The organism is Variovorax sp. Root473 (genome assembly GCF_001426505.1).
In the GTDB taxonomy this organism is placed as follows: domain Bacteria; phylum Pseudomonadota; class Gammaproteobacteria; order Burkholderiales; family Burkholderiaceae_C; genus Variovorax.
This window is the reverse complement of the sequence record NZ_LMEV01000001.1, coordinates 369,157-388,452: the sequence shown is the minus strand read 5'-3', so window position 1 is coordinate 388,452 and position 19,296 is coordinate 369,157. Positions and strand designations below refer to the sequence as shown.

Genomic DNA, 19,296 nt, shown 5'->3' with positions numbered 1-19,296 from the left:
GTGTACATCGCACAAGATCCCGTTCAGGCCGACGTGGCTGCCAGCCTGCTCGTTCATTTCGAGGCCCACCCCGATACACACTGGTTTGCGTTGTACGACAGCGGTTTCGACTTCGGCGATGCCAACGCGAAAGCCATGGGCATCAATTGCTACGACGAAGAGCCCGTCAAGGATCTGGCATCGGTCGGCCCGAGGCTTGTCCGGCTGTGGAGTCCCGATCCGGATGTCGAGAGCACCAAGTCGCAGATCGCGAGTTGGCTGACGCGCTGTTCGGGGCGCCCCATGCTGAGCTTTCTGGCGAGTCAGGCATCGCCCTACGACATCGCCGAGCACTGGGCGAGGCTGCACATGGCCTTGACCAAGGATCGCGAGCAGTTCCTCTTGCGCATCGCGGACACGCGGACGCTGCCTGTCCTGGCGAAGACGTTCACGCCCGAGCAATGGCGTGCATGGACGCAACCTTTGACGCGCTGGCTCTTCATCGATCGGACGGGCCGCCTCGCGGCGCTGCCGATGCCCGAAGAGGAGGTCCGGCCCCATGCGGCACCCCTTGTGCTCGCGGACGAGCAATTCGACGTGTTTGTCGAAAGCAGCGAGCCGGACGCGTTGATCGCTTTCTTCGACGAGCAGCTTTCCGATCTGGTGCCTCTCCCTGATGAAATGCGTCCGAGCCAATGGCATGGCATCGTCGCGGCATCGCTCGAACTCGGGCGTGAGCATGGCATCGATCGGCTGGAAGACAAGGTCGCATTGGTGCAGGTCGCGACCATGACAGACGGCGCCGCCCTCGTGGACGAACGGGTGCTCAAGATGCTCGATGCCAGTGTCTGGCAGCCGGGCAACATGAGCGAGGCACTGTTGGAAACGGGAGTCCTCGATTGAACACATCATTGAAAAGGGCAATCGCCCGCGAGCGGGAAACCATGAGCACGACCGAATCGACACTCGACCTGAACGCAACCCATGGGAACGGACATCGCCGTCGACATTCGTCGGATACCGCGCATGCGATCGTGCGAATGGCAACGGTGCCGCTGTGGAGGCGCCTGCTGGTGCTCCTGGGGCTGAGCGGCTGCGTGCTGATGTCCGCATGTGGCGAAGACAAGATCCCTGTGGAGGTCACCGGCTACAACCACATGAGCGATGAAAGCATCATCGGGTTCACGGTCGACGGTGCCAGCGGACCCAACATGGCGCCCAAATCCGGGGGCACCAGTTTCAATTGCTGCGTCAAGGTTCCCAAGGATTGGCAACCTGGAATGAAGGCGCGCGTGACGTGGGCCTACGGCAGCGGCCCGCCGGGCTCGCGGCCCGCACCGCCGCCGCAGGAGGCGGAGGTGGAGATTCCGAAGTACTCCCGCGAGAATCTTGGCACCGTGCAAGTCCACTTCTACGCGAACCACCGTGTCAAGTTGCTGGTGTCCAAGTTCGGCATCGAGAGTCCGTGCAGTGTTTTTCCCGAAGCTGACAAGGCACCGTGGGAAACCAGCAAGGACCTGACCGAGTACTACACCCGCGGCAAGGGCAAGAGCGAGGCTTGCGAAGGCCTGCGCGCGTCAAGGAGGACACCATGAGCACCATCGAATCGGCCCTCAATCCGGCGGCTGGCCTGGGCGTCACGCGCAGCCGGGAACGTCCGCTGAGTGCGCGCGAGCAGATGCAGCGCGGAAAGGCCGCCTGTGCGGCGCAACCGGACGCCAACAAGGTGACCTGCACCGGCAATCTGTTTGTCGGGATCTTCTTCGACGGCACCGGAAACAACGAAGACGAAGACTACAAGAAGGTCGTGAGCGATCGCCGCAAGCAGAAGCACAGCAACGTGGTGCGGCTCTATCACGCGTACTCGGACCAGCCGCAGGGCAGTAACGGCTACTACCGCTACTACATGCCCGGCGTGGGAACGGAATTCAAGGAAATCGGTGACAAGGGGGGAACGCAAGGGTCCGCCATGGCTGCCGGCGGCGAAGCGCGAATCATCTGGGGCCTGACGCGCATCTTCAATGCGGTCCATGCGTACCATTTCAAGGCCCCCTTGATTTCGGATGCCCAGGCCGCCCGCATGACAGAAGGCCTGGGGGGCTATACCTCCATGGATTGGGATCGCCGCCGGGTGCTCAAGGGCACGTGGCAGACGCGGTTGAAGGCCGCCATCAAGGACCGCAAGCCGGAGATCCTTCAGATCAATGTCAGCGTGTTCGGGTTCTCGCGCGGCGCCGCGCAGGCGCGTGCGTTCACCAACTGGTTGTACGAGATCTGCGAAAAGAAAGACGGTGGCTACCGGTTCGCGGACATACCGTTGCGCGTCCAGTTCCTTGGCATCTTCGACACCGTGGCATCGGTCGGTGTGGCGCCGTTGTTTGCGGACGGCATCAGCGAGGGGCATGACGGCTGGGCCAAGAAGAACATGCAGATTCATCCCGGCGTCGAGCGCTGCCTGCACCTGGTCGCGGGACACGAAGTCCGGGCATGCTTTCCCCTCGATTCGGTGCGCATCGATGGCAAGTACCCCGCAAACACCAAGGAGTACATCTATCCCGGGTCGCATTCCGATGTGGGAGGCGGCTACATGCCGATGTGCCTGGGGCAGGCCGACTGGAACGCAGCAGAAGATCCACAGAATCTGCAGCTCGCCCGTGTCCCGGGCTTCGAGATGTACTGTGCGTCGATTGCGGCGAGCGTTCCGTTTCGCACCATCCAGACATTGCTGGATACCCGGCAGCGTGAAATCGCAGACGCGCTCACACCTGCGACGTCGACCCTGAATGCCTTCCGTGCTTACTATCAGCAGGCGAAGATCAAGCAGGCCCCTGTGGAAGACATGGCGCGCCAGCACATGAACTGGTACCTGAACTATCGGTGGCAGGCGGAGGAGCCCGCATTCAAGGCGCGCGGCCAATACCATCGCGCGCAGGGAACGCCCAACAAGGGCGACGACTATGTCGATGAGCCCGAGTGGCTCCTGCACACCCAGAGAGCGCTCATGCGGGTGGTTGGATCCGTTGGCGCCGAAGTCAGGAAGCGCATGGCGGCGAACGATCAGGAGTCGGAACGCGAGGGCAAGGCGGTCGCCAATCCATGCGACAAGGTGGTCTCGCTCTATGCCGCACTGGGCGGTCTGGTCGGCCTTGCAGTGCAAGGAAAGAGCTTGTGGGACGCCCGTCACAAGCTGTTGACCGACGAGAAGTTGGCGAACGAGAACGCCCCCTTCGCCCGCGAGGCGCCGAAGCGGCTCAAGGAGTGGAAGGAATGGCTGGCTTCATATGGCTATCCGCTGATCTATCGCACCGATGCCCCCGAGCGCGAGCCTTTGTGGGTGCTGGAGGCACTGAACACGAATCCGGTGCCTGCGGACATTGCAAAGCTGTTCGATGAACTGGTGCACGACTCGATGGCTGGTTTCATCGGTTTCGGCATGCGCGAGTTCGAGTTCAACGGCCATGGCCTGGCGAAATTCCGTCGCATCTATTTCGGCAATCGGGGCGACGCGGTCTTCCGCGAGCGCATCGCGGCCGAGAACGAAGCACGCATTGCCAAGGCGCGTGCCGTGCGTAACGAAATCCTTATCCGCAACACGCCGCCTCCCGTGCCATCGATGGGCGAGATCTTCGGATCGATGCGGTTCTGACGCCCCCGTGTTCTTCGCATGAGTTCGCAGCAGATCATTCTGGACCACGACCGATGGCGCAAGGGCGTTGGAGGCGCGCCTGCGGGGCTGTCCGGTGAAGCCGATGGCTTCGCCTACTCGGAACTCGATCTGAATCTCGCGCAGTTCTCAGGTACGGTCTTCACGGCCAGCAGCTTCACGCGCACCACCTTCCACGAAGCCCGCTGGACCCATTGCCAGTTCAGCCATTGCACCTTCAGCCAGTGCGACTTCAAGGGCCTCACGCTCGTCGGCTGCACCTTTGTCGGGTGCACATTCGATCAGGCCCTGTTTCAGGGAAGCACGCTGGGCACCACGACGTTCAGCGATTGCATCTGGACCGACATGAACTTCGATCAGGCGCGGTGGCAGGACGTCAAGGTGCTCGGATGCCGAGGCACGCGAGTCAATGCAAGGCAGCTGCGTGGAGAGAACGTCGACTTCACGGGAAGCCACTTCGAGCATCTGGAGTTCGAGGACACGCTGCTCAACAGCACGCATTAGTGCCCGCGAACGAGGTCGCCAGATGCCGGGGTCTTCAGCCGCCCCTCAGAACGTACCCGGCAGCAGGATGTCCGACCGCACGTCGTCGATCTGCGTGCGGCCGCAGAAGGCCATCGTCACGTCCAGTTCCTTGTGGATGATCTGCAGCGCGCGCGTCACGCCTTCCTGGCCGTAGGCGCCCAGGCCGTACAGGAAGCTGCGGCCGATCAGCGTGCCGCGAGCGCCCAGGGCGCGGGCCTTGAGCACGTCCTGCCCGCTGCGCACGCCGCCGTCCATCCACACCTCGATCTGGCTGCCCACGGCGTCGGCGATGGCCGGTAGCGCGGCGATGGAGGAGGGCGCGCCGTCGAGCTGGCGACCGCCGTGGTTGGAGACGATGAGCGCGTCGGCGCCGCTGGCCACGGCCAGTCGCGCGTCTTCGGCGTCCATGATGCCCTTGAGGATCAGCTTGCCGCCCCAGCGCTTCTTGATCCATTCGACGTCCGCCCAGCTCAGGGCCGGGTCGAACTGTTCGGCGGTCCACGACGACAGCGACGACAGGTCTTTCACGCCCTTGGCATGGCCCGCGATGTTGCCGAAGGTGCGGCGCCTGGTGCCCAGCATGCCCATGCACCAGCGCGGCTTGGTCGCCAGGTTGATGAGGTTCTTGATCGTGGGCTTGGGCGGCGTCGACAGGCCGTTCTTGATGTCCTTGTGGCGCTGGCCGAGGATCTGAAGGTCGAGCGTGAGCTGCAGCGCCGACACGTTGGCAGCCTTGGCGCGGTCGATCAGGCGCTCGATGAAGTCGCGGTCCTTCATCACGTAGAGCTGGAACCAGAAGGGATGGCGGTCGGTGTGCTCGGCGATGTCTTCGAGCGAGCAGATGCTCATGGTCGAGAGCGTGAACGGGATGCCGAAGGCCTTGGCGGCGCGCGCGCCCAGGATTTCGCCGTCGGCGTGCTGCATGCCGGTCAGGCCCGTGGGCGCGATGGCCACGGGCATGGCCACGTCCTGGCCGATCATGGTGGTGCGGGTGGAGCGGCCTTCCATGTTCACGGCCACGCGCTGGCGCAGCTTGATCTTCTGGAAGTCGCTCTCGTTGGCGCGGTAGGTGCCCTCGGTCCAGGCGCCGGAATCGGCGTAGTCGTAGAACATCTTCGGCACGCGCCGCTGGGCGATCGCCCGCAGGTCTTCGATGCAGGTGATCTTGGAAAGGTCGGGCACGGGGGAGTCTCCTGGCTGGTGTTATGGGGGGCGCGGCGGGCTGCGGCCTGTGTGGGCCACGGCAGCGCCGGGGGTCGAGTCTGCAGGGGAAACGCGCCGGCCACCTGAAAAAAGCCCGCAGCCGGTCTGAAAATTATTCAGCCCGGCTCGCGCAGCGCCTGGCGCAGCCATTCGACGAAGGTGGCGCATTCCCAGCGCTCCATGGTGCCGGGGCGCCAGCACAGGAAATAGGCGTTGGGCGAGGGCGCGCTGTGCGGCGACAGCCGCACCAGCCGGCCGTTGTCGAGCCAGGCGCGGCCCAGCCGCAGGTGCATGAGCACCACGCCGAAGTCTTCGGCCGCGGCATCGAGCGCCAGGCCCAGGTCGTTGAACTGGTGGCCCGTGGCCGGTTCGGGCAGGCCGATGCCGCAGGCCTTGAACCAGATGCGCCACGACTCCAGCGGCGTGCGCAGCAGCTGCACGCGCGCCACCTCGGCGTCGGTCGAGAAGTGATCGTCGAAGGGGCCGTGGCGTTCCAGGTAGGCCGGGCTGCACACCGGCGAGACGTCGTCGGCCAGCAGCTGGCAGAACTCGCGGTCGTGGAACGGGCCGGTGCCGAAGCGCAGCTCGATGTCGGCGTCTTCGGCCGTGAAGTTGCGCACCGGCATGGTCACCTGCAGCATCAGCTCGATGGTCGGGTAGGCGTCACGGAACTGTGCCAGCCGGGGCAGCAGCATCTGGCGCGAAAAGGTGGGCGTGACCGCCACGCGCAGCCGCCGCACCTGCGATGCGGGCTCGCGCCCCGGCACCTGCTGCAGCGCTGCAATGGCCTCGCGCACGCGCGCCAGGTAGGCCACGCCGTCGGCGCTCAGGCCGAAGTCGTTGCCCGTGAAGAGCTTGAGCTCGAGCTGCGTCTCGAGCTGGCGGATGCGGTGGCTGACCGCGCTGGGCGTCACGCTGAGTTCTTCAGCGGCCAGGTTCACGCTGCGCAGCCGCGCGACGGCCTCGAAGGCCTGCAGGCCCTGGGTCGAGGGGAGTCGCGTCGATGCCATGTGTTTTTTTGGGGAAGGAGTGAGCGATGCGATGTTATCGAAGGGCGACGAGCGCATTGCACAGGCGCGGCGCGAGTTGCGTGGGCGCGCGGACGGGCATGCCTGTTGCTTGCCCTGTTGCATCCATTCATTCCCAGGAGCCAGGCCACATGAACCGCAACGACGTCACCGAGAAGATCATCACCGTGAAGGTGTCCAAGGGCATCCAGTGGGCCGACGTGGCCAGGAAGGTCGGCCTGTCGAAAGAGTGGACCACAGCCGCCTGCCTCGGCCAGATGACGCTCGACGACAAGCAGGCCAGGACCATCGGCAAGATCTTCGGCCTTACGCCCGAGGAACAGAAGTGGCTCCAGGTCGTGCCCTACAAGGGCTCGCTGCCCACGCCCGTGCCCACCGACCCGCTGATCTACCGTTGGTACGAGGTGGTGAGCGTGTACGGCACCACCATCAAGGAGCTGATCCACGAGGAGTTCGGCGACGGCATCATGAGCGCCATCGACTTCAGCATGGACATCCAGCGCCAGCCCGACCCGAAGGGCGACCGCGTCAACGTGGTGCTGTCGGGCAAGTTCCTGCCGTACAAGAGCTACTGAGGCCCGGCGCTCAGTCAGTACACCGGTGCCGCCGGCTTCGGCCGCGGCGTCGGAGCCGGGCGCCAGCCCGGTCCCGCCATGCCGTAGCGCGCGCCCTCGATCGCTCCGGCGATCGCGCGCGCCACGCCTTCCACCGGCGTCGTCAGGCGGCGCTGCGTGCGCATGCGTTCGAAGGCGTAGCTGTCGGCGATGCGCTCGGCCAGCGGGTCGGCGGCTTCGGCCACGTCGGGGCTCACCAGCGAGACGTGCAGGCGCCCCGCGTGTTCCCGCCGCAGCCCTTCGGAGATCGCCTGCACCGCGTACTGCGTGCCGTGGTACACGGCCGAGTCGGGCGTGGTGCCACCCATGGCCACCGGCGCGACGTTGACGATGTGGCCCCAGCCCTGCTCCTGCATCGCGGGCAGCACGGCCGCCACGCCCAGCAGCATGCCGCGCAGGTTGACGTCGATCATCAGCTCCCACTCCTCGATCTTGCGCTGCCACAGCGGCGACAGCGGCATCACGCCGGCGGCGTTCACCAGCACGTCGATGCGGTCGTGGGTGTCAAGGGCGAACTCGGCAAAGGCCTCCATGTCGGGCCGGTGCGTCACGTCCAGCCGCCGGAAGCTCGCCGAGCCGCCGGTCGCGTTGATCTCGGCCGCGAGCGCCGCGAGCCGTTCGGTGCGGCGCGCGCCGAGCACCACATGGGCGCCGCGCCGCGCGAGCCGCCGCGCCGTCGCCTCGCCGATGCCGCTGCTGGCGCCGGTGACGAGAACCACTGTGTCCTGGATTGCACTCATACAAAACTCCTCATGCGGGTCGGTGCGCCATGGCGCAAGGGGTGCGCCGGGCATGGGGATGAGTCTCGGGGCGAAGGGGCTGGAAGCGGTATCCGGATCGAACGAGGTTTTTGCCTGATCCTGCGAAAAGGGCGCTGATGGCCGGATGCGAGCGGTGCGGTCCTCAGGGCTTGCAGCTGCCGCCCATGGACACCGACCCGTCCTTGCACTCGGTGAGGATGGGCGCACCGCGCGATGCGGGCGCCGAGCTGGTGGCCGGGGACGGCGAGGCCGCGCCGCCTTCGCGCTGGTAGACGATCTTCTTCGTGCCCAGGTCGCAGCTGCCCACGACCTGTCCGCTCGCCGTGGCGGAGGCATCGACGGTGACGACGCTGAAGTTCGTCACGCCCGACGCGGCGATCTTGGCCTCGATCTCGGCGCGCAACGTGTCGCAGTTGCTCTGGGCTTGGGCGCTGCCGGCGACCGCGAGCAGGGCCGAGGCGGCTGCAGCAAGCAGACGGGGTTTCATCATGAAGGGACTGCCTTTCGCTCTTGCTTGCAGTGGATGGGGGCGGGAGAAATCGGAGTCTAGTCGCGCACAAAGAGAAACGGCCTGCCGCGCGAGCGACAGGCCGTGGGTACGGTGGGTGCATCTTCCGGGTCGGCACAGACCCGGAAGATGCACGAGGCGCCGCAGGATCAGACCGCCGGTGCCAGCACCGCGTTCAACGTGGCGCTCGGGCGCATCACGGCTTCGAACTTGGCCTTGTCGGCCAGGTAGTAGCCGCCGATGTCGACGGGCTTGCCTTGCACGGCCAGCAGTTCGTCGATGATCTTCTTCTCGTTGGTGGTGAGCGCCTCGGCGAGCTTCTTGAACTTGTCCTGCAGGTCCTTGTCCTCGGTCTGCGCGGCAAGTTCCTGCGCCCAGTACATGGCCAGGTAGAACTGGCTGCCGCGGTTGTCGAGCTGGCCGGTCTTGGGCGAGGGGTTCTTGTTGTTGTCCAGCAGCTTGCCGGTGGCGGCGTCGAGTGTCTTGGCCAAAATCTTGGCCTGCGCGTTGCCGGTCTTCAGGCCCAGGTCTTCCAGGCTCACGGCCAGCGCGAGGAATTCACCGAGCGAGTCCCAGCGCAGGTGGTTTTCTTCCACCAGCTGCTGCACGTGCTTGGGGGCCGAGCCGCCCGCGCCGGTCTCGTACATGCCGCCGCCGGCCATGAGCGGCACGATCGACAGCATCTTGGCCGAGGTGCCCAGTTCCATGATGGGGAACAGGTCGGTGAGGTAGTCGCGCAGGATGTTGCCGGTGGCGCTGATGGTGTCCAGGCCGCGCACGACGCGCTCCAGCGTGTAGCGCATGGCGCGCACCTGGCTCATGATCTGGATGTCCAGGCCCGTGGTGTCATGCTCGTGCAGGTACATCTTGACCTTGGTGATCAGCTGCGCCTCGTGCGGGCGGTAGGCGTCGAGCCAGAACACCACCGGCATGCCGGAGTTGCGCGCGCGGTTGACGGCCAGCTTCACCCAGTCGCGGATGGCGGCGTCCTTGACCTGGCACATGCGCCAGATGTCGCCCTTCTCGACGTCTTCGCTCATCAGCACTTCGCCGGTGTCCAGGTCGGTGATGTTGGCCACGCCGTCTTCGGGGATCTCGAAGGTCTTGTCGTGCGAGCCGTACTCCTCGGCCTTCTGGGCCATGAGGCCGACGTTGGGCACGGTGCCCATGGTCTTGGGGTCGAAGGCGCCGTGCCACTTGCAGAAGTTGATGATCTCCTGGTAGATGCGGGCGAAGGTCGACTCGGGCATCACGGCCTTGACGTCCTTCAGGCGGCCGTCGGCGCCCCACATCTTGCCGCCGTTGCGGATCATCGCGGGCATCGATGCATCGACGATCACGTCGTTGGGCGAGTGGAAGTTGGTGATGCCCTTGGCCGAGTCGACCATGGCCAGCTCGGGGCGGCCTTCGTGGCAGGCGTGCAGGTCGCGCTTGATCTCGTCCTGCGTGCTCTGGGGCAGCGTGGCGATCTTGTTGTACAGGTCGACCATGCCGTTGTTGACGTTGATGCCCAGCTCGTCGAACAGCTTGCCGTGTTTCTCGAAGGCTTCCTTGTAGAAGATCTTCACGCAGTGACCGAAGACGATGGGGTGCGAGACCTTCATCATGGTGGCCTTGACGTGCAGCGAGAACATGACGCCGGTCTTGTGCGCGTCCTCGATCTCCTTTTCATAGAAGGCCAGCAGGGCCTTCTTGCTCATGAACATGGAGTCGATGATCTCGCGGTCGAGCAGGGCGACCTTGGGCTTGAGCACGATGGTCTTGCCGCTCTTGGTCAGCAGTTCCATCTTGACGTTGCGCGCGCGGTCCAGGGTCATGGACTTTTCGCCGTGATAGAAGTCGCCGCCGTGCATGTGCGAGACGTGCGAGCGCGAGGCCTGGCTCCACTCGGCCATGCTGTGCGGGTTCTTGCGGGCGTATTCCTTCACGGCGCGGGGCGCGCGGCGGTCGGAGTTGCCTTCGCGCAGCACGGGGTTCACGGCGCTGCCGGTGCACTTGTTGTAGCGCGCGCGGATGTCCTTGTCTTCGTCCGAGGTCGGGTTCTCGGGGTAGTCGGGGATCTTGTAGCCCTTGCCCTGCAGTTCCTTGATGGCCGACTTGAGTTGCGACACCGAGGCGCTGATGTTGGGCAGCTTGATGATGTTGGCTTCGGGCTTGAGCGTGAGCTTGCCCAGTTCGGCCAGGTTGTCGGGCACCTTCTGGTCGTCGCTCAGGAACTCGGGGAACTCGCCCAGGATGCGGGCGGCCACGGAGATGTCGCTGGTCGTCACGTTGATGCCGGCCGGCGCGGTGAAGGCACGCACGATGGGCAGGAAGGCGTAGGTCGCCAGCAGCGGCGCCTCGTCGGTGAGGGTGTAGACGATGGTGGGTTGCTTCGTGCTCATGCGCTTGCTTCCGTAGGTTCTGGGTTGTCGAGGGGGTGAAATTTCACTGGGCGAAAGGGATTTTCGCCGAAACCCCCCATTGTCACCGCCCCGAGCCGGGGTCGGCTGCGAAGGCCCTGATGACCCCGCGGCTGTGGCTTCGAGCGATGGCGACCATGCCGCCGATCAGGAAACAGTTCCTCGCCGGGCTTCCCGTCAGGTTGCCCTGCAACGGAGCCCTGTACCGCTGAGGAAAGCCGTCAGTGGCGCGGCACCGTCACCGCGCCCACATGCAGCGTGCGCCCGGCGCCCAGTCCCGCGATGACCAGCACCACGCCCAGGCCGACGAACAGCCACGCCGAGGCGCCGAAGCTGCCGGTCCAGCCGTGCAGCAAGCCCGCCAGCAGCGGGCCGAAGGCCGCCACCATGTAGCCCACGCCCTGCGCCATGCCCGACAGGTGCGCGGCAATGTGCGAATCGGGCGAGCGCAGCACGATCATGGTGAGCGCCAACGCAAAGGTGCCGCCCTGAGAAATGCCGAGCACCACGGCCCAGGTCCACATGCCGCCGGGGGCGCCGAGCGGCGCGAACAGCATGGCCAGCATGGCCGCCACCGTCATCGCCGACAGCACCACCGCCAGCGCGCGCTGGTTGCGCAGCTTCACGGCCAGCGCGGGCACCACGAGACAGGTCACGACCTGCGTCATGACCGACAGCGACACGACGTAACCGGCCGTTTCGCCGCTGAGCCCGCGCTCGCGCAGGATCGGCGCGAGCCAGCCCATCACGATGTACGCCAGGGCCGATTGCAGCCCCATGAAGAAGGTCACCTGCCAGGCCAGCCGGTCGCGCCACAGGCCGCGCACGGTGAAGCCCGACTCGCTCGCCACCGGCTTGAGCGGCAGCGCCTGAGGTGCCCAGATGAACGTGACCAGCGCGGCCGGAGCGGCCCACATCGCGAGCGCCAGCGTCCAGCCGCCGCCCAGCGCGTGCTCCAGCGGCACGGTGAGGCCGGCGGCGCTGGCGGCGCCGCCGCACACGGCCATGGTGTACAGGCCCATCATCAGCGCGGCCTGCTTGGCGAAGTCGCGCTTCACCAGGCCCGAGAGCAGCACGTTCGACACCGCGATGCCGCTGCCCGCGATGGCCGAGGCCAGGAACAGCAGCGGGATGTTGCCGGTGCCGCGCAGCACCGTGCCCACGCCAATCAGCACCATGCAGCCCAGCAGCGTGCGCTCGGTGCCGAAGCGGCGCCCGAGCCAGGGCGCCATCGGCGCGAACACGCCCAGGCAGACGATCGGCAGCGTGGTCAACAGGCTCGCGGCCGTGGCCGACAGGCCGGTGGCACGGATGATTTCCGGCAGCACCACCGACAGGCTGGCGAACACCGGCCGCAGGTTGAAGGCGATGAGCACCACCGTCAGGCCCAGCAGCAGCTGGCGGCCCCGGCTGGGCGCGGGTGTGGGGCGCGGCGCGGGCAGGCTGTCGACCTCGGCGTCGATCAGCAGTTCTTCGGCGCCCGATGGCGCCGCCTGGGTGCGCGCGGCGGTGGCAGCACCCGGGGGCAAAGTGATCGAGTTCATGCCGTGCCCAATGCGAGCGCGTTGAGCGTCGGCGCCATCAGCTCGCGCACGGCGGCGGCGGCGCGCTCGGGGTCGCGGCTGGCAATGCCTTCGACGATGGCGCGGTGCGCCGCCTCGTCGGGCTCGGGCAGGCTGGCGCTCAGCGTGCTGGCGATGGTTTCCTTGATGTAGCCCGTGATGAAGCGGCAGGTCTCGACCAGCGCCAGGTTGCCCGACACATCGACGATGGCCAGGTGAAAGGCCAGGTCGCGCTCGATGAAGGCCGCGCCGTCGTCGGCCATGTCGGGCTGGCCGCGCTTGTCGAGCAGGGCGTGGAGCCGGCGCAGGTCTTTCGCGGTGTGGCGCACGGCGGCGAGCCGGGCGGCCTCGACCTCGAGCGCGCGGCGCACCTCGAACTGGTCGCGCAGGCTCGCCAGGCGCAGCTTCTGCAGGCTGGCCGAGGGGTCGAAGCCCGAGCGCACGTAGGTGCCCGAACCCTGCCGCACCTCGAGCAGTCCGCGCGACACCAGCGTCTTCACCGCCTCGCGCACCGTGCCGCGGCTCACGCCCAGCAATTGCGCCAGCTGGGGCTCGATGGGAATGCGCGAGCCGATGGGCCAGCGGCCCGCGGCGATCTCGGTGCGGATGCTGTTCGCAGCGGCGTCGGCCAGGGAGGTGCGGGGAGGTTGGACGAGCATGGTTCCGGTCGGCTTATTCATTGAATGATTGGATGAATTTAATCACGCGCGAAAAGCCGCGGTCGGTGGAAGGGGCATGTGGCCGAGACGCCTGGCGGCCGACCGAATCACCAACTGCCCGAGGCGCCGCCGCCGCTGCTCGAACCGCCGCTGTCCGAGGAAGATGAANNCGATGACGATGACGATGACGATGACGATGACGATGACGATGACGATGACGATGACGATGACGAACTGCTGCTGCTCCAGCCACTGTCGCCATCGCCATCGTCGTCGCCCGATTCCCAGACGCCGGGCGGCAGGAAGCCCAGCAGCATCGAGAAGAATGCGGCCAGCGCAATGGGAATCCACGAGGTGTCCGGCACCGGGCCGGGCGAGGTTTCATGGACCACGTAGCCGCAGATGCCTGCCACGATGACCAGGCGGACGAAGAAGCTGACCACGCTGCGCTGGAAGGTGCTGACCATGCAGCGCAGGATGATCACCGTGAACAGCGTCGCGCCGCCGATGCACAGCGCCCACAGGAAGCCCCACCAGAAGCGATCGGCGCCGACGGTGAACGCGATGGCGACCAGCGACGCGATCACGAGCACGAGGCCGCCCATGAAGATGGCGGCCGTGCGCGACATGCCGCAGAGAAAGCCCAGGCCGTAGCCAAAGATCGCCGGCATCGCCAGCACCAGTGCGATGGGCGGGTTCAGCAGCGCCGCGCCCGCGGCCAGCGGGCCGGCCCCGAGCAGGCCGAGCACCAGGCGCAGGTCGCGCGGGGCAGGGCGCGCACGCGTGGGTTCGGGCTTCATTGCCGCCAGCGCGTCGGCCCAGGGTTCCGGGCCCGCGCTGGCGTTGCGCCGGCCCTTGCCTTTTTTCTCCTGGGCGCGTCGCGAGGCCGAGGTGCCGCGCGGCGGGTCGCGCTCGATGCCGCGGCCGTGGTAGATGCCCAGGCCCAGGCCCCACAGCAGCACGCCCAGCAGGCCCCAGCCTTCAGGCGTGACGCGGCCGCCGCTCGTCAGGCTGGTGGTTTTCTCGTCGTCGGGTGCGCCGGCGTGATCCACGACGATCTGCTGCGACTCGGGTTCGATGACGCCCACCTCGCCCTGGAGCAACCGCGCAAGCGCGCCCACGGCCGACTGCACGCCGCCGGCGAAGTCGCCCTCGCGAAAACGCGGCGTCATCTCGCGGTCGATGATGTGGGCCGCCTGGATGTCGGTCACCGTGCCTTCGAGCCCGGTGCCGACCTCGATGCGCATGCGCCGGTCTTTCCGCGCCACGAGCAGCAGGATGCCGTCGTCGGCCTCGCTGCGGCCCAGCCGCCATTTCGCGAAGACGCGCGTGGCGTAGGCCTCGATGCTGTCCTCGCCCGTGGTCGGCACGATGAGCACCGCGAGCTGGGCCTCGGTGCGGCTCTGGATGTCGGCGATCTGTTGGCGCAGCGCGTCGGCCTCGCGGGGTGGCAGCGCCTGTGCGAGGTCGACCACGCGCGAGCTCATCGGCGGCACCGGCACGGGCTTGGCCTGCACGGCGCGCGGGCCGGCGAGGCACAGCACGAACAGCAAGGCGAAGCACAGCGACAGCCAGCGGGGCATCAACGTCCGTCTGTTCATCGGCGCGCCCCCCTTGCTGCCACGACGCCCGCACCGCGCACTTCGACGCGGCGCTGGTCGACGACCTTGCCGCTGGCGTCCACCAGCTCGATCAGGTGCCGGCCGGGCCACGGCAGCCATTGCGCGCTGTTGCCGCGTGCGTGGAACTTGCCGTCGATGCGCCACTGCACGCCGCGCCCTTCGGATTCGAAGCGCACGCGCTGGCGCTGTGGCGGAATGTCGGGGTCGAGCGCGAGGATCGTGCCGTCGGCCGGCGCGGTGATGCGCGCGGAGGCCGCATCGGTCGCCATGCCGGTGTCGAGCGCGAACAGCGGCTGCTCGGTGCCCTGCAGGAACCATTCGCTGCGCGCCGCTTCGAGCGGGCTGCCGTCGGCGCCGGGGCCGAAGCTCACGCGCGCCTCGACCAGGCCGGCGGGCGGCGTGGGCGCGCGGCTGGGTTCGCGGGCGTGCAGGAAGCGCATCACCTCGGCCCACACCGGCGCGGCGCCGCTGGTGCCGCTCACGTCCCACATCGAGGCGCCGCTCGCGTTGCCGACCCACACGCCGACCGTGTAGCGCTGCGACCAGCCCACGGCCCAGTTGTCGCGCATGTCCTTGCTGGTGCCGGTCTTCACGGCGGTCCAGAAGCGGGTGGACAGGATGCTGTCCAGCCCGAAGGTGCGCGTGCGCGCGTTCGGGTCGGACAGGATGTCGCCGACGATGAAGGCGGCGCGCGGGTCGAGCAGCGGCGCTGCTTCTGCCGGCTTGGCTTTGGTGGCCGGGGCTGGGCGCGGTGCGAGTGGCGTGAGCGTCGTCGCCCCCAAGCGTCCGCCGTTGGCCACCATGCGGTAGGCATTGGCCAGCGACAGCAGCGACACCTCGGCGCTGCCCAGCGCCAGGCTGTAGCCGTAGTAGTCGCCGCTTTCGCGCAGCGGCAGGCCGGCGGCGCGCAGCTCGCGCGCGAAGGCCTCGGGCGACACCATCACCAGCGTGCGCACGGCCGGCACGTTGAGCGAGGCGGCCAGCGCGGTGCGCGCCGACACCGGTCCCTTGAAGCGGCGGTCGTAGTTCTGCGGAATGTAGAGGCCGCTGGCGGTGCTGATCTGCGCCGACGAGTCCTCGATGAGCGAGGCCGCCGTGATGCGCTTCTCGGCGATGGCCTGCGCGTACAGCAGCGGCTTGAGCGTGGAGCCGGGCTGGCGCAGCGCGGTCACGCCGTCGACCTCGGCGGCCTGGCTCAGCGGGCCCGAGGAGCCGACCCAGGCCAGCACCTCGCCGCTCGCGTTGTCGAGCACCACGAGCGCGCCGTCTTCGACGTGGCGATCGCGCAGCTCGCGCAGGTGGCGCTGCAGGCTGTCCAGCGCGTAGCGCTGCAGCGGCGCGCGCAGCGTGGTGCGGACGCTTGCGGGGGCGGCGGCCCTGGTGGTGTCGCCCGCCGTGCCCGTGGCCTCACGCAGTTCGCGCAGCACCCGCCGCGCGGCATGTGGCGCGATGCCTTCGTTGGGCTCGAACGCGCGCCGCTGCACCACCGCGCTGGCGAACATGTCGAGCGCCTCGCAGTCGGCCTTGGCGCCGGGCTCCATCACGCGCAGCACCTCGCAGGCGCGCTGCGCCACCAGCGCGGGCCGGGCGTTGGGCGCGCGCACCAGCGCGGCGGCCACCGCGGCCTCGCGCGCGTCCAGGCCGCTGGGGGCCTTGCCGAAGAGCGTGCGCGAGAGCGCATCGATGCCGACGATCTCGCCCCGGAAGGGCACCGTGTTCAGGTAGGCCTCCAGGATCTGGTCCTTGCGCCAGCGGCGTTCCAGCTGCGTGGCCGCCACGGTCTGGCCGATCTTCTGCGTGAAGCTGCGCCCGCCTGCTGCGCGGCGCAGGTCGTCGTCGAGCAGGCCCGCCAGCTGCATGGTGATGGTCGAGGCGCCGCGCGTGCGCGTGTTCCACAGGTTGCCCCAGGCCGCGGCCGAGGCGGCGCGCCAGTCGACGCCGCTGTGTTCGTAGAAGCGCTTGTCTTCGCTCAGCAGCATGGCCGCGCGCAGCGCGGGCGACACGTCGGCCAGCGCGGTCCACTGGCCGCGCCGCACCGTGGGGTCGGTGCGCACGCGCTGCAGCAGTTCGCCGTGGCGGTCGAGCACCGCGGTTTCGGAGGAGCGGAAGTCGCGCTTCACTTCCTCGAAGCTGGCCAGCGCCCAGGCCGCCGGCGCGCTGGCCGCCGCGAGCAGGACCACGGCCAGGGTCAGCGTGCGGCGGGCGGTGGAAGGAAACGAAGACGAAGACGCAGGAGGCATCGCAGCGGACGGGGCCGCAGCGCGGCCGGCAAAGCGGAGACAGCCCATTCTCCGCCATGCCTTCGGCGGCCCTTCACACGCGGGCGCGTCAGGCGTCGACGTAGGCCGCGAGGTGCTGGCCGGTGAGCGTGGCGCGCTGGGCGACAAGGTCGGCCGGGGTGCCCTCGAAGACCACGCGCCCGCCGTTGTGGCCGGCGCCGGGGCCCAGGTCGATGAGCCAGTCGGCGTGCGCCATCACCGCCTGGTGGTGCTCGATGACGATGACCGACTTGCCCGCATCCACCAGCCGGTCGAGCAGGGCCAGCAGCTGTGCCACGTCGGCCAGGTGCAGGCCGGTGGTCGGCTCGTCGAGCACGTACACGCCGCCTTTCTCGGCCATGTGCGTGGCCAGCTTGAGCCGCTGGCGCTCGCCGCCCGACAGCGTGGTGAGCGGCTGGCCCAGGCTCAGGTAGCCCAGGCCCACGTCGGCCAGCCGTTGCAGGATGGCGTGCGCCGCCGGCGTGCGCGCCGGGCCCTCGCCGAAGAAGGCGGCAGCCTCGGTCACCGGCATCGCGAGCACCTCGCTGATGTCGCGCCCGCCGAAGCGGTGCTCGAGCACCGAGGCGTGGAAGCGCTTGCCCTCGCACTCCTCGCAGACCGTGGCCACGCCGGCCATCATCGCCAGGTCGGTGTAGATCACGCCTGCACCGTTGCAGGTGGGGCAGGCGCCTTCCGAGTTGGCGCTGAACAGGGCCGGCTTCACGCCGTTGGCCTTGGCGAAGGCATTGCGGATCGGGTCCAGCAGCCCGGTGTAGGTGGCGGGGTTGCTGCGCCGCGAGCCGCGGATCGCGCCCTGGTCGACCGACACCACGCCTGCGCCGGCGGGTATCGATCCGTGCACCAGCGAGCTCTTGCCCGAACCCGCCACGCCGGTCACGACCACCAGCACACCGAGCGGAATGTCGACATCGACGTTGCGCAGGTTGTGCGCCTTGGCACCGCGGATCGGCAGCGCGCCCGTGGGCTGGCGCACCTTCTTCTTGAGCGCGGCCCGGTCGTCCAGGTGCCGGCCCGTGAGCGTGCCGCTGGCCCGCAGCGCCTCGACGCTGCCTTCGAAGCAGACCGTGCCGCCCGCCGCGCCCGCGCCGGGGCCGAGGTCGACGACGTGGTCGGCGATGGCGATGGCCTCGGGCTTGTGCTCCACCACCAGCACCGTGTTGCCCTTGTCGCGCAGCCGCAGCAGCAGCTCGTTCATGCGCTGGATGTCGTGCGGGTGCAGGCCGATGGTCGGCTCGTCGAACACGTAGGTCACGTCGGTGAGCGAGGAGCCCAGGTGGCGGATCATCTTCACGCGCTGCGCCTCGCCGCCCGAGAGCGTGCCCGAGGGACGGTCCAGGCTGAGGTACCCGAGGCCGATTTCGACGAACGAGTCGAGCGTGTGCGCCAGCTTGGCGAGCAGCGGCGCCACCGAGGGTTCGTTCAGGCCGCGCACCCACACGGCCAGGTCGCTGATCTGCATCGCGCAAGCCTCGGCGATGTTGAGCTTCCTGATGCGCGACGAACGCGCCGCTTCGCTCAGCCGCGTGCCGCCGCAGTCGGGACAGGTGGTGAAGGTCACGGCGCGTTCCACGAAGGCGCGGATGTGCGGCTGCATCGCCTCGACGTCCTTGGCCAGGAACGACTTCTGCACCTGCGGAATGAGGCCCAGGTAGGTGAGGTTGATGCCGTCGACCTTGATCTTCGTTGGCTCCTTGTGCAGCAGGGCGTCGAGTTCTTTCTTCGTGAACTTGCGGATTGGCTTGTCGGGGTCGAAGAAGCCGCAGCCGTTGAAGATGCGCCCGTACCAGCCTTCCATGCTGAAGCCGGGAATCGTGAGCGCGCCTTCGTTGAGCGACTTGCTGTCGTCGTAGAACGCGCTCAGGTCGAAGTCGGTCACGGCGCCCCGGCCTTCGCAGCGCGGGCACATGCCGCCCGTGCGGCTGAAGGTCTGCTTCACCGTCCTGGCATTGCCGCGCTCCACGGTGATGGCGCCGGTGGCTTTCACCGAAGGCACGTTGAAGGCGAAGGCGCTGGGCGAGCCGATGTGTGGCTTGCCCAGGCGGCTGAACAGGATGCGCAGCATCGCGTTGGCGTCGGTGGCGGTGCCGACGGTAGCGCGCGGGTCGCCGCCCATGCGCTCCTGGTCCACGATGATCGCGGTGGTCAGGCCCTCGAGCACGTCGACCTCGGGCCGCGCCAGCGTCGGCATGAAGCCCTGCACGAACGCGCTGTAGGTTTCGTTGAGGAGCCGCTGCGACTCCGCCGCGATGGTGCCGAACACCAGCGAGCTCTTGCCCGATCCCGAGACGCCCGTGAACACCGTGAGCCGCCGCTTGGGCAACTCGACGCTGATGTCCTTGAGGTTGTTCACGCGCGCGCCCTGCACGCGGATGAGGTCGTGGTGGTCGGCGGCGTACCGGCCGCCGGTGTCCCTGGCGTCCTTCGTGCTGTTCGTGCGCCTGGTGGCTTTTGCGTCCTTCTTCGGGGCCTTGCTGCTCATCGGATCTTTCG

General features: G+C 67.9%; 15 protein-coding genes. 5 read left to right on the top strand and 10 right to left on the bottom strand.

The window, feature by feature from the left end:
- From ASD34_RS01830 to ASD34_RS01815, 4 genes are read left to right on the top strand one after another with little or no spacing between them, the layout of a single operon-like run.
- Complete coding sequence (locus tag ASD34_RS01830; RefSeq protein ID WP_056572206.1) at positions 1-882, top strand: DUF4123 domain-containing protein; 882 nt, start codon at positions 1-3, stop codon at positions 880-882.
- A gap of 41 nt (positions 883-923) precedes the next feature.
- Positions 924-1,574, top strand: coding sequence for a DUF3304 domain-containing protein (locus tag ASD34_RS01825; RefSeq protein ID WP_082548462.1), 651 nt, complete (start codon positions 924-926; stop codon positions 1,572-1,574).
- Positions 1,571-3,625 carry a T6SS phospholipase effector Tle1-like catalytic domain-containing protein gene (locus tag ASD34_RS01820; protein ID WP_056572202.1) on the top strand — a complete coding sequence of 685 codons (2,055 nt, stop codon included), beginning with the start codon at positions 1,571-1,573 and terminating at the stop codon, positions 3,623-3,625. The genes ASD34_RS01825 and ASD34_RS01820 overlap by 4 nt, the downstream gene beginning before the upstream one ends.
- An 18-nt stretch (positions 3,626-3,643) precedes the next feature.
- Entirely contained in the window at positions 3,644-4,147 is a 504-nt protein-coding gene (locus tag ASD34_RS01815) for a pentapeptide repeat-containing protein (RefSeq protein ID WP_056572200.1), read from the top strand.
- Between the two features lie 45 nt (positions 4,148-4,192).
- Here the strand turns inward: ASD34_RS01815 and ASD34_RS01810 are convergent, their stop codons facing one another.
- Positions 4,193-5,350, bottom strand: coding sequence for an alpha-hydroxy acid oxidase (locus tag ASD34_RS01810; RefSeq protein ID WP_056572198.1), 1,158 nt, complete (start codon positions 5,348-5,350; stop codon positions 4,193-4,195).
- Positions 5,351-5,487: 137 nt separating this feature from the next.
- The gene (locus tag ASD34_RS01805; RefSeq protein WP_056572196.1) at positions 5,488-6,381 is read right to left on the bottom strand and encodes a LysR substrate-binding domain-containing protein; all 894 of its coding nucleotides are present in this window, start codon (positions 6,379-6,381) and stop codon (positions 5,488-5,490) included.
- Positions 6,382-6,530: 149 nt separating this feature from the next.
- On the opposite strand from ASD34_RS01805, the gene cynS reads away from it, so the two are divergent.
- Positions 6,531-6,974 (top strand): cyanase, encoded by a 444-nt coding sequence (cynS, locus tag ASD34_RS01800; protein WP_056572193.1) that lies wholly within the window; start codon positions 6,531-6,533, stop codon positions 6,972-6,974.
- A gap of 14 nt (positions 6,975-6,988) precedes the next feature.
- On the opposite strand, the gene ASD34_RS01795 is transcribed toward cynS, so the two are convergent.
- The 8 genes from ASD34_RS01795 to ASD34_RS01760 form a co-directional block, all read right to left on the bottom strand.
- Positions 6,989-7,753 carry an SDR family oxidoreductase gene (locus tag ASD34_RS01795; RefSeq protein ID WP_056572191.1) on the bottom strand — a complete coding sequence of 255 codons (765 nt, stop codon included), beginning with the start codon at positions 7,751-7,753 and terminating at the stop codon, positions 6,989-6,991.
- Positions 7,754-7,916: 163 nt separating this feature from the next.
- Positions 7,917-8,264: a DUF1161 domain-containing protein gene (locus ASD34_RS01790; RefSeq protein WP_235509940.1), complete on the bottom strand. Its 348-nt coding sequence runs from the start codon at positions 8,262-8,264 to the stop codon at positions 7,917-7,919.
- Positions 8,265-8,431: 167 nt separating this feature from the next.
- Positions 8,432-10,666, bottom strand: coding sequence for an NADP-dependent isocitrate dehydrogenase (locus tag ASD34_RS01785; protein ID WP_056572189.1), 2,235 nt, complete (start codon positions 10,664-10,666; stop codon positions 8,432-8,434).
- Positions 10,667-10,905: 239 nt separating this feature from the next.
- Complete coding sequence (locus tag ASD34_RS01780) at positions 10,906-12,228, bottom strand: CynX/NimT family MFS transporter (RefSeq protein WP_056572188.1); 1,323 nt, start codon at positions 12,226-12,228, stop codon at positions 10,906-10,908.
- Positions 12,225-12,905: a FadR/GntR family transcriptional regulator gene (locus ASD34_RS01775; protein WP_056572185.1), complete on the bottom strand. Its 681-nt coding sequence runs from the start codon at positions 12,903-12,905 to the stop codon at positions 12,225-12,227. The genes ASD34_RS01780 and ASD34_RS01775 overlap by 4 nt, the downstream gene beginning before the upstream one ends.
- 170 nt (positions 12,906-13,075) lie before the next feature.
- The coding region (locus ASD34_RS01770) for a TPM domain-containing protein (RefSeq protein WP_235509939.1) at positions 13,076-14,488 on the bottom strand (1,413 nt) is incomplete at its 3' end.
- A gap of 14 nt (positions 14,489-14,502) precedes the next feature.
- Positions 14,503-16,767 carry a penicillin-binding protein 1C gene (pbpC, locus tag ASD34_RS01765; RefSeq protein ID WP_056572464.1) on the bottom strand — a complete coding sequence of 755 codons (2,265 nt, stop codon included), beginning with the start codon at positions 16,765-16,767 and terminating at the stop codon, positions 14,503-14,505.
- Between the two features lie 88 nt (positions 16,768-16,855).
- Positions 16,856-19,285 carry an ATP-binding cassette domain-containing protein gene (locus ASD34_RS01760; RefSeq protein ID WP_056572181.1) on the bottom strand — a complete coding sequence of 810 codons (2,430 nt, stop codon included), beginning with the start codon at positions 19,283-19,285 and terminating at the stop codon, positions 16,856-16,858.
- Positions 19,286-19,296: the final 11 nt, after the last annotated feature.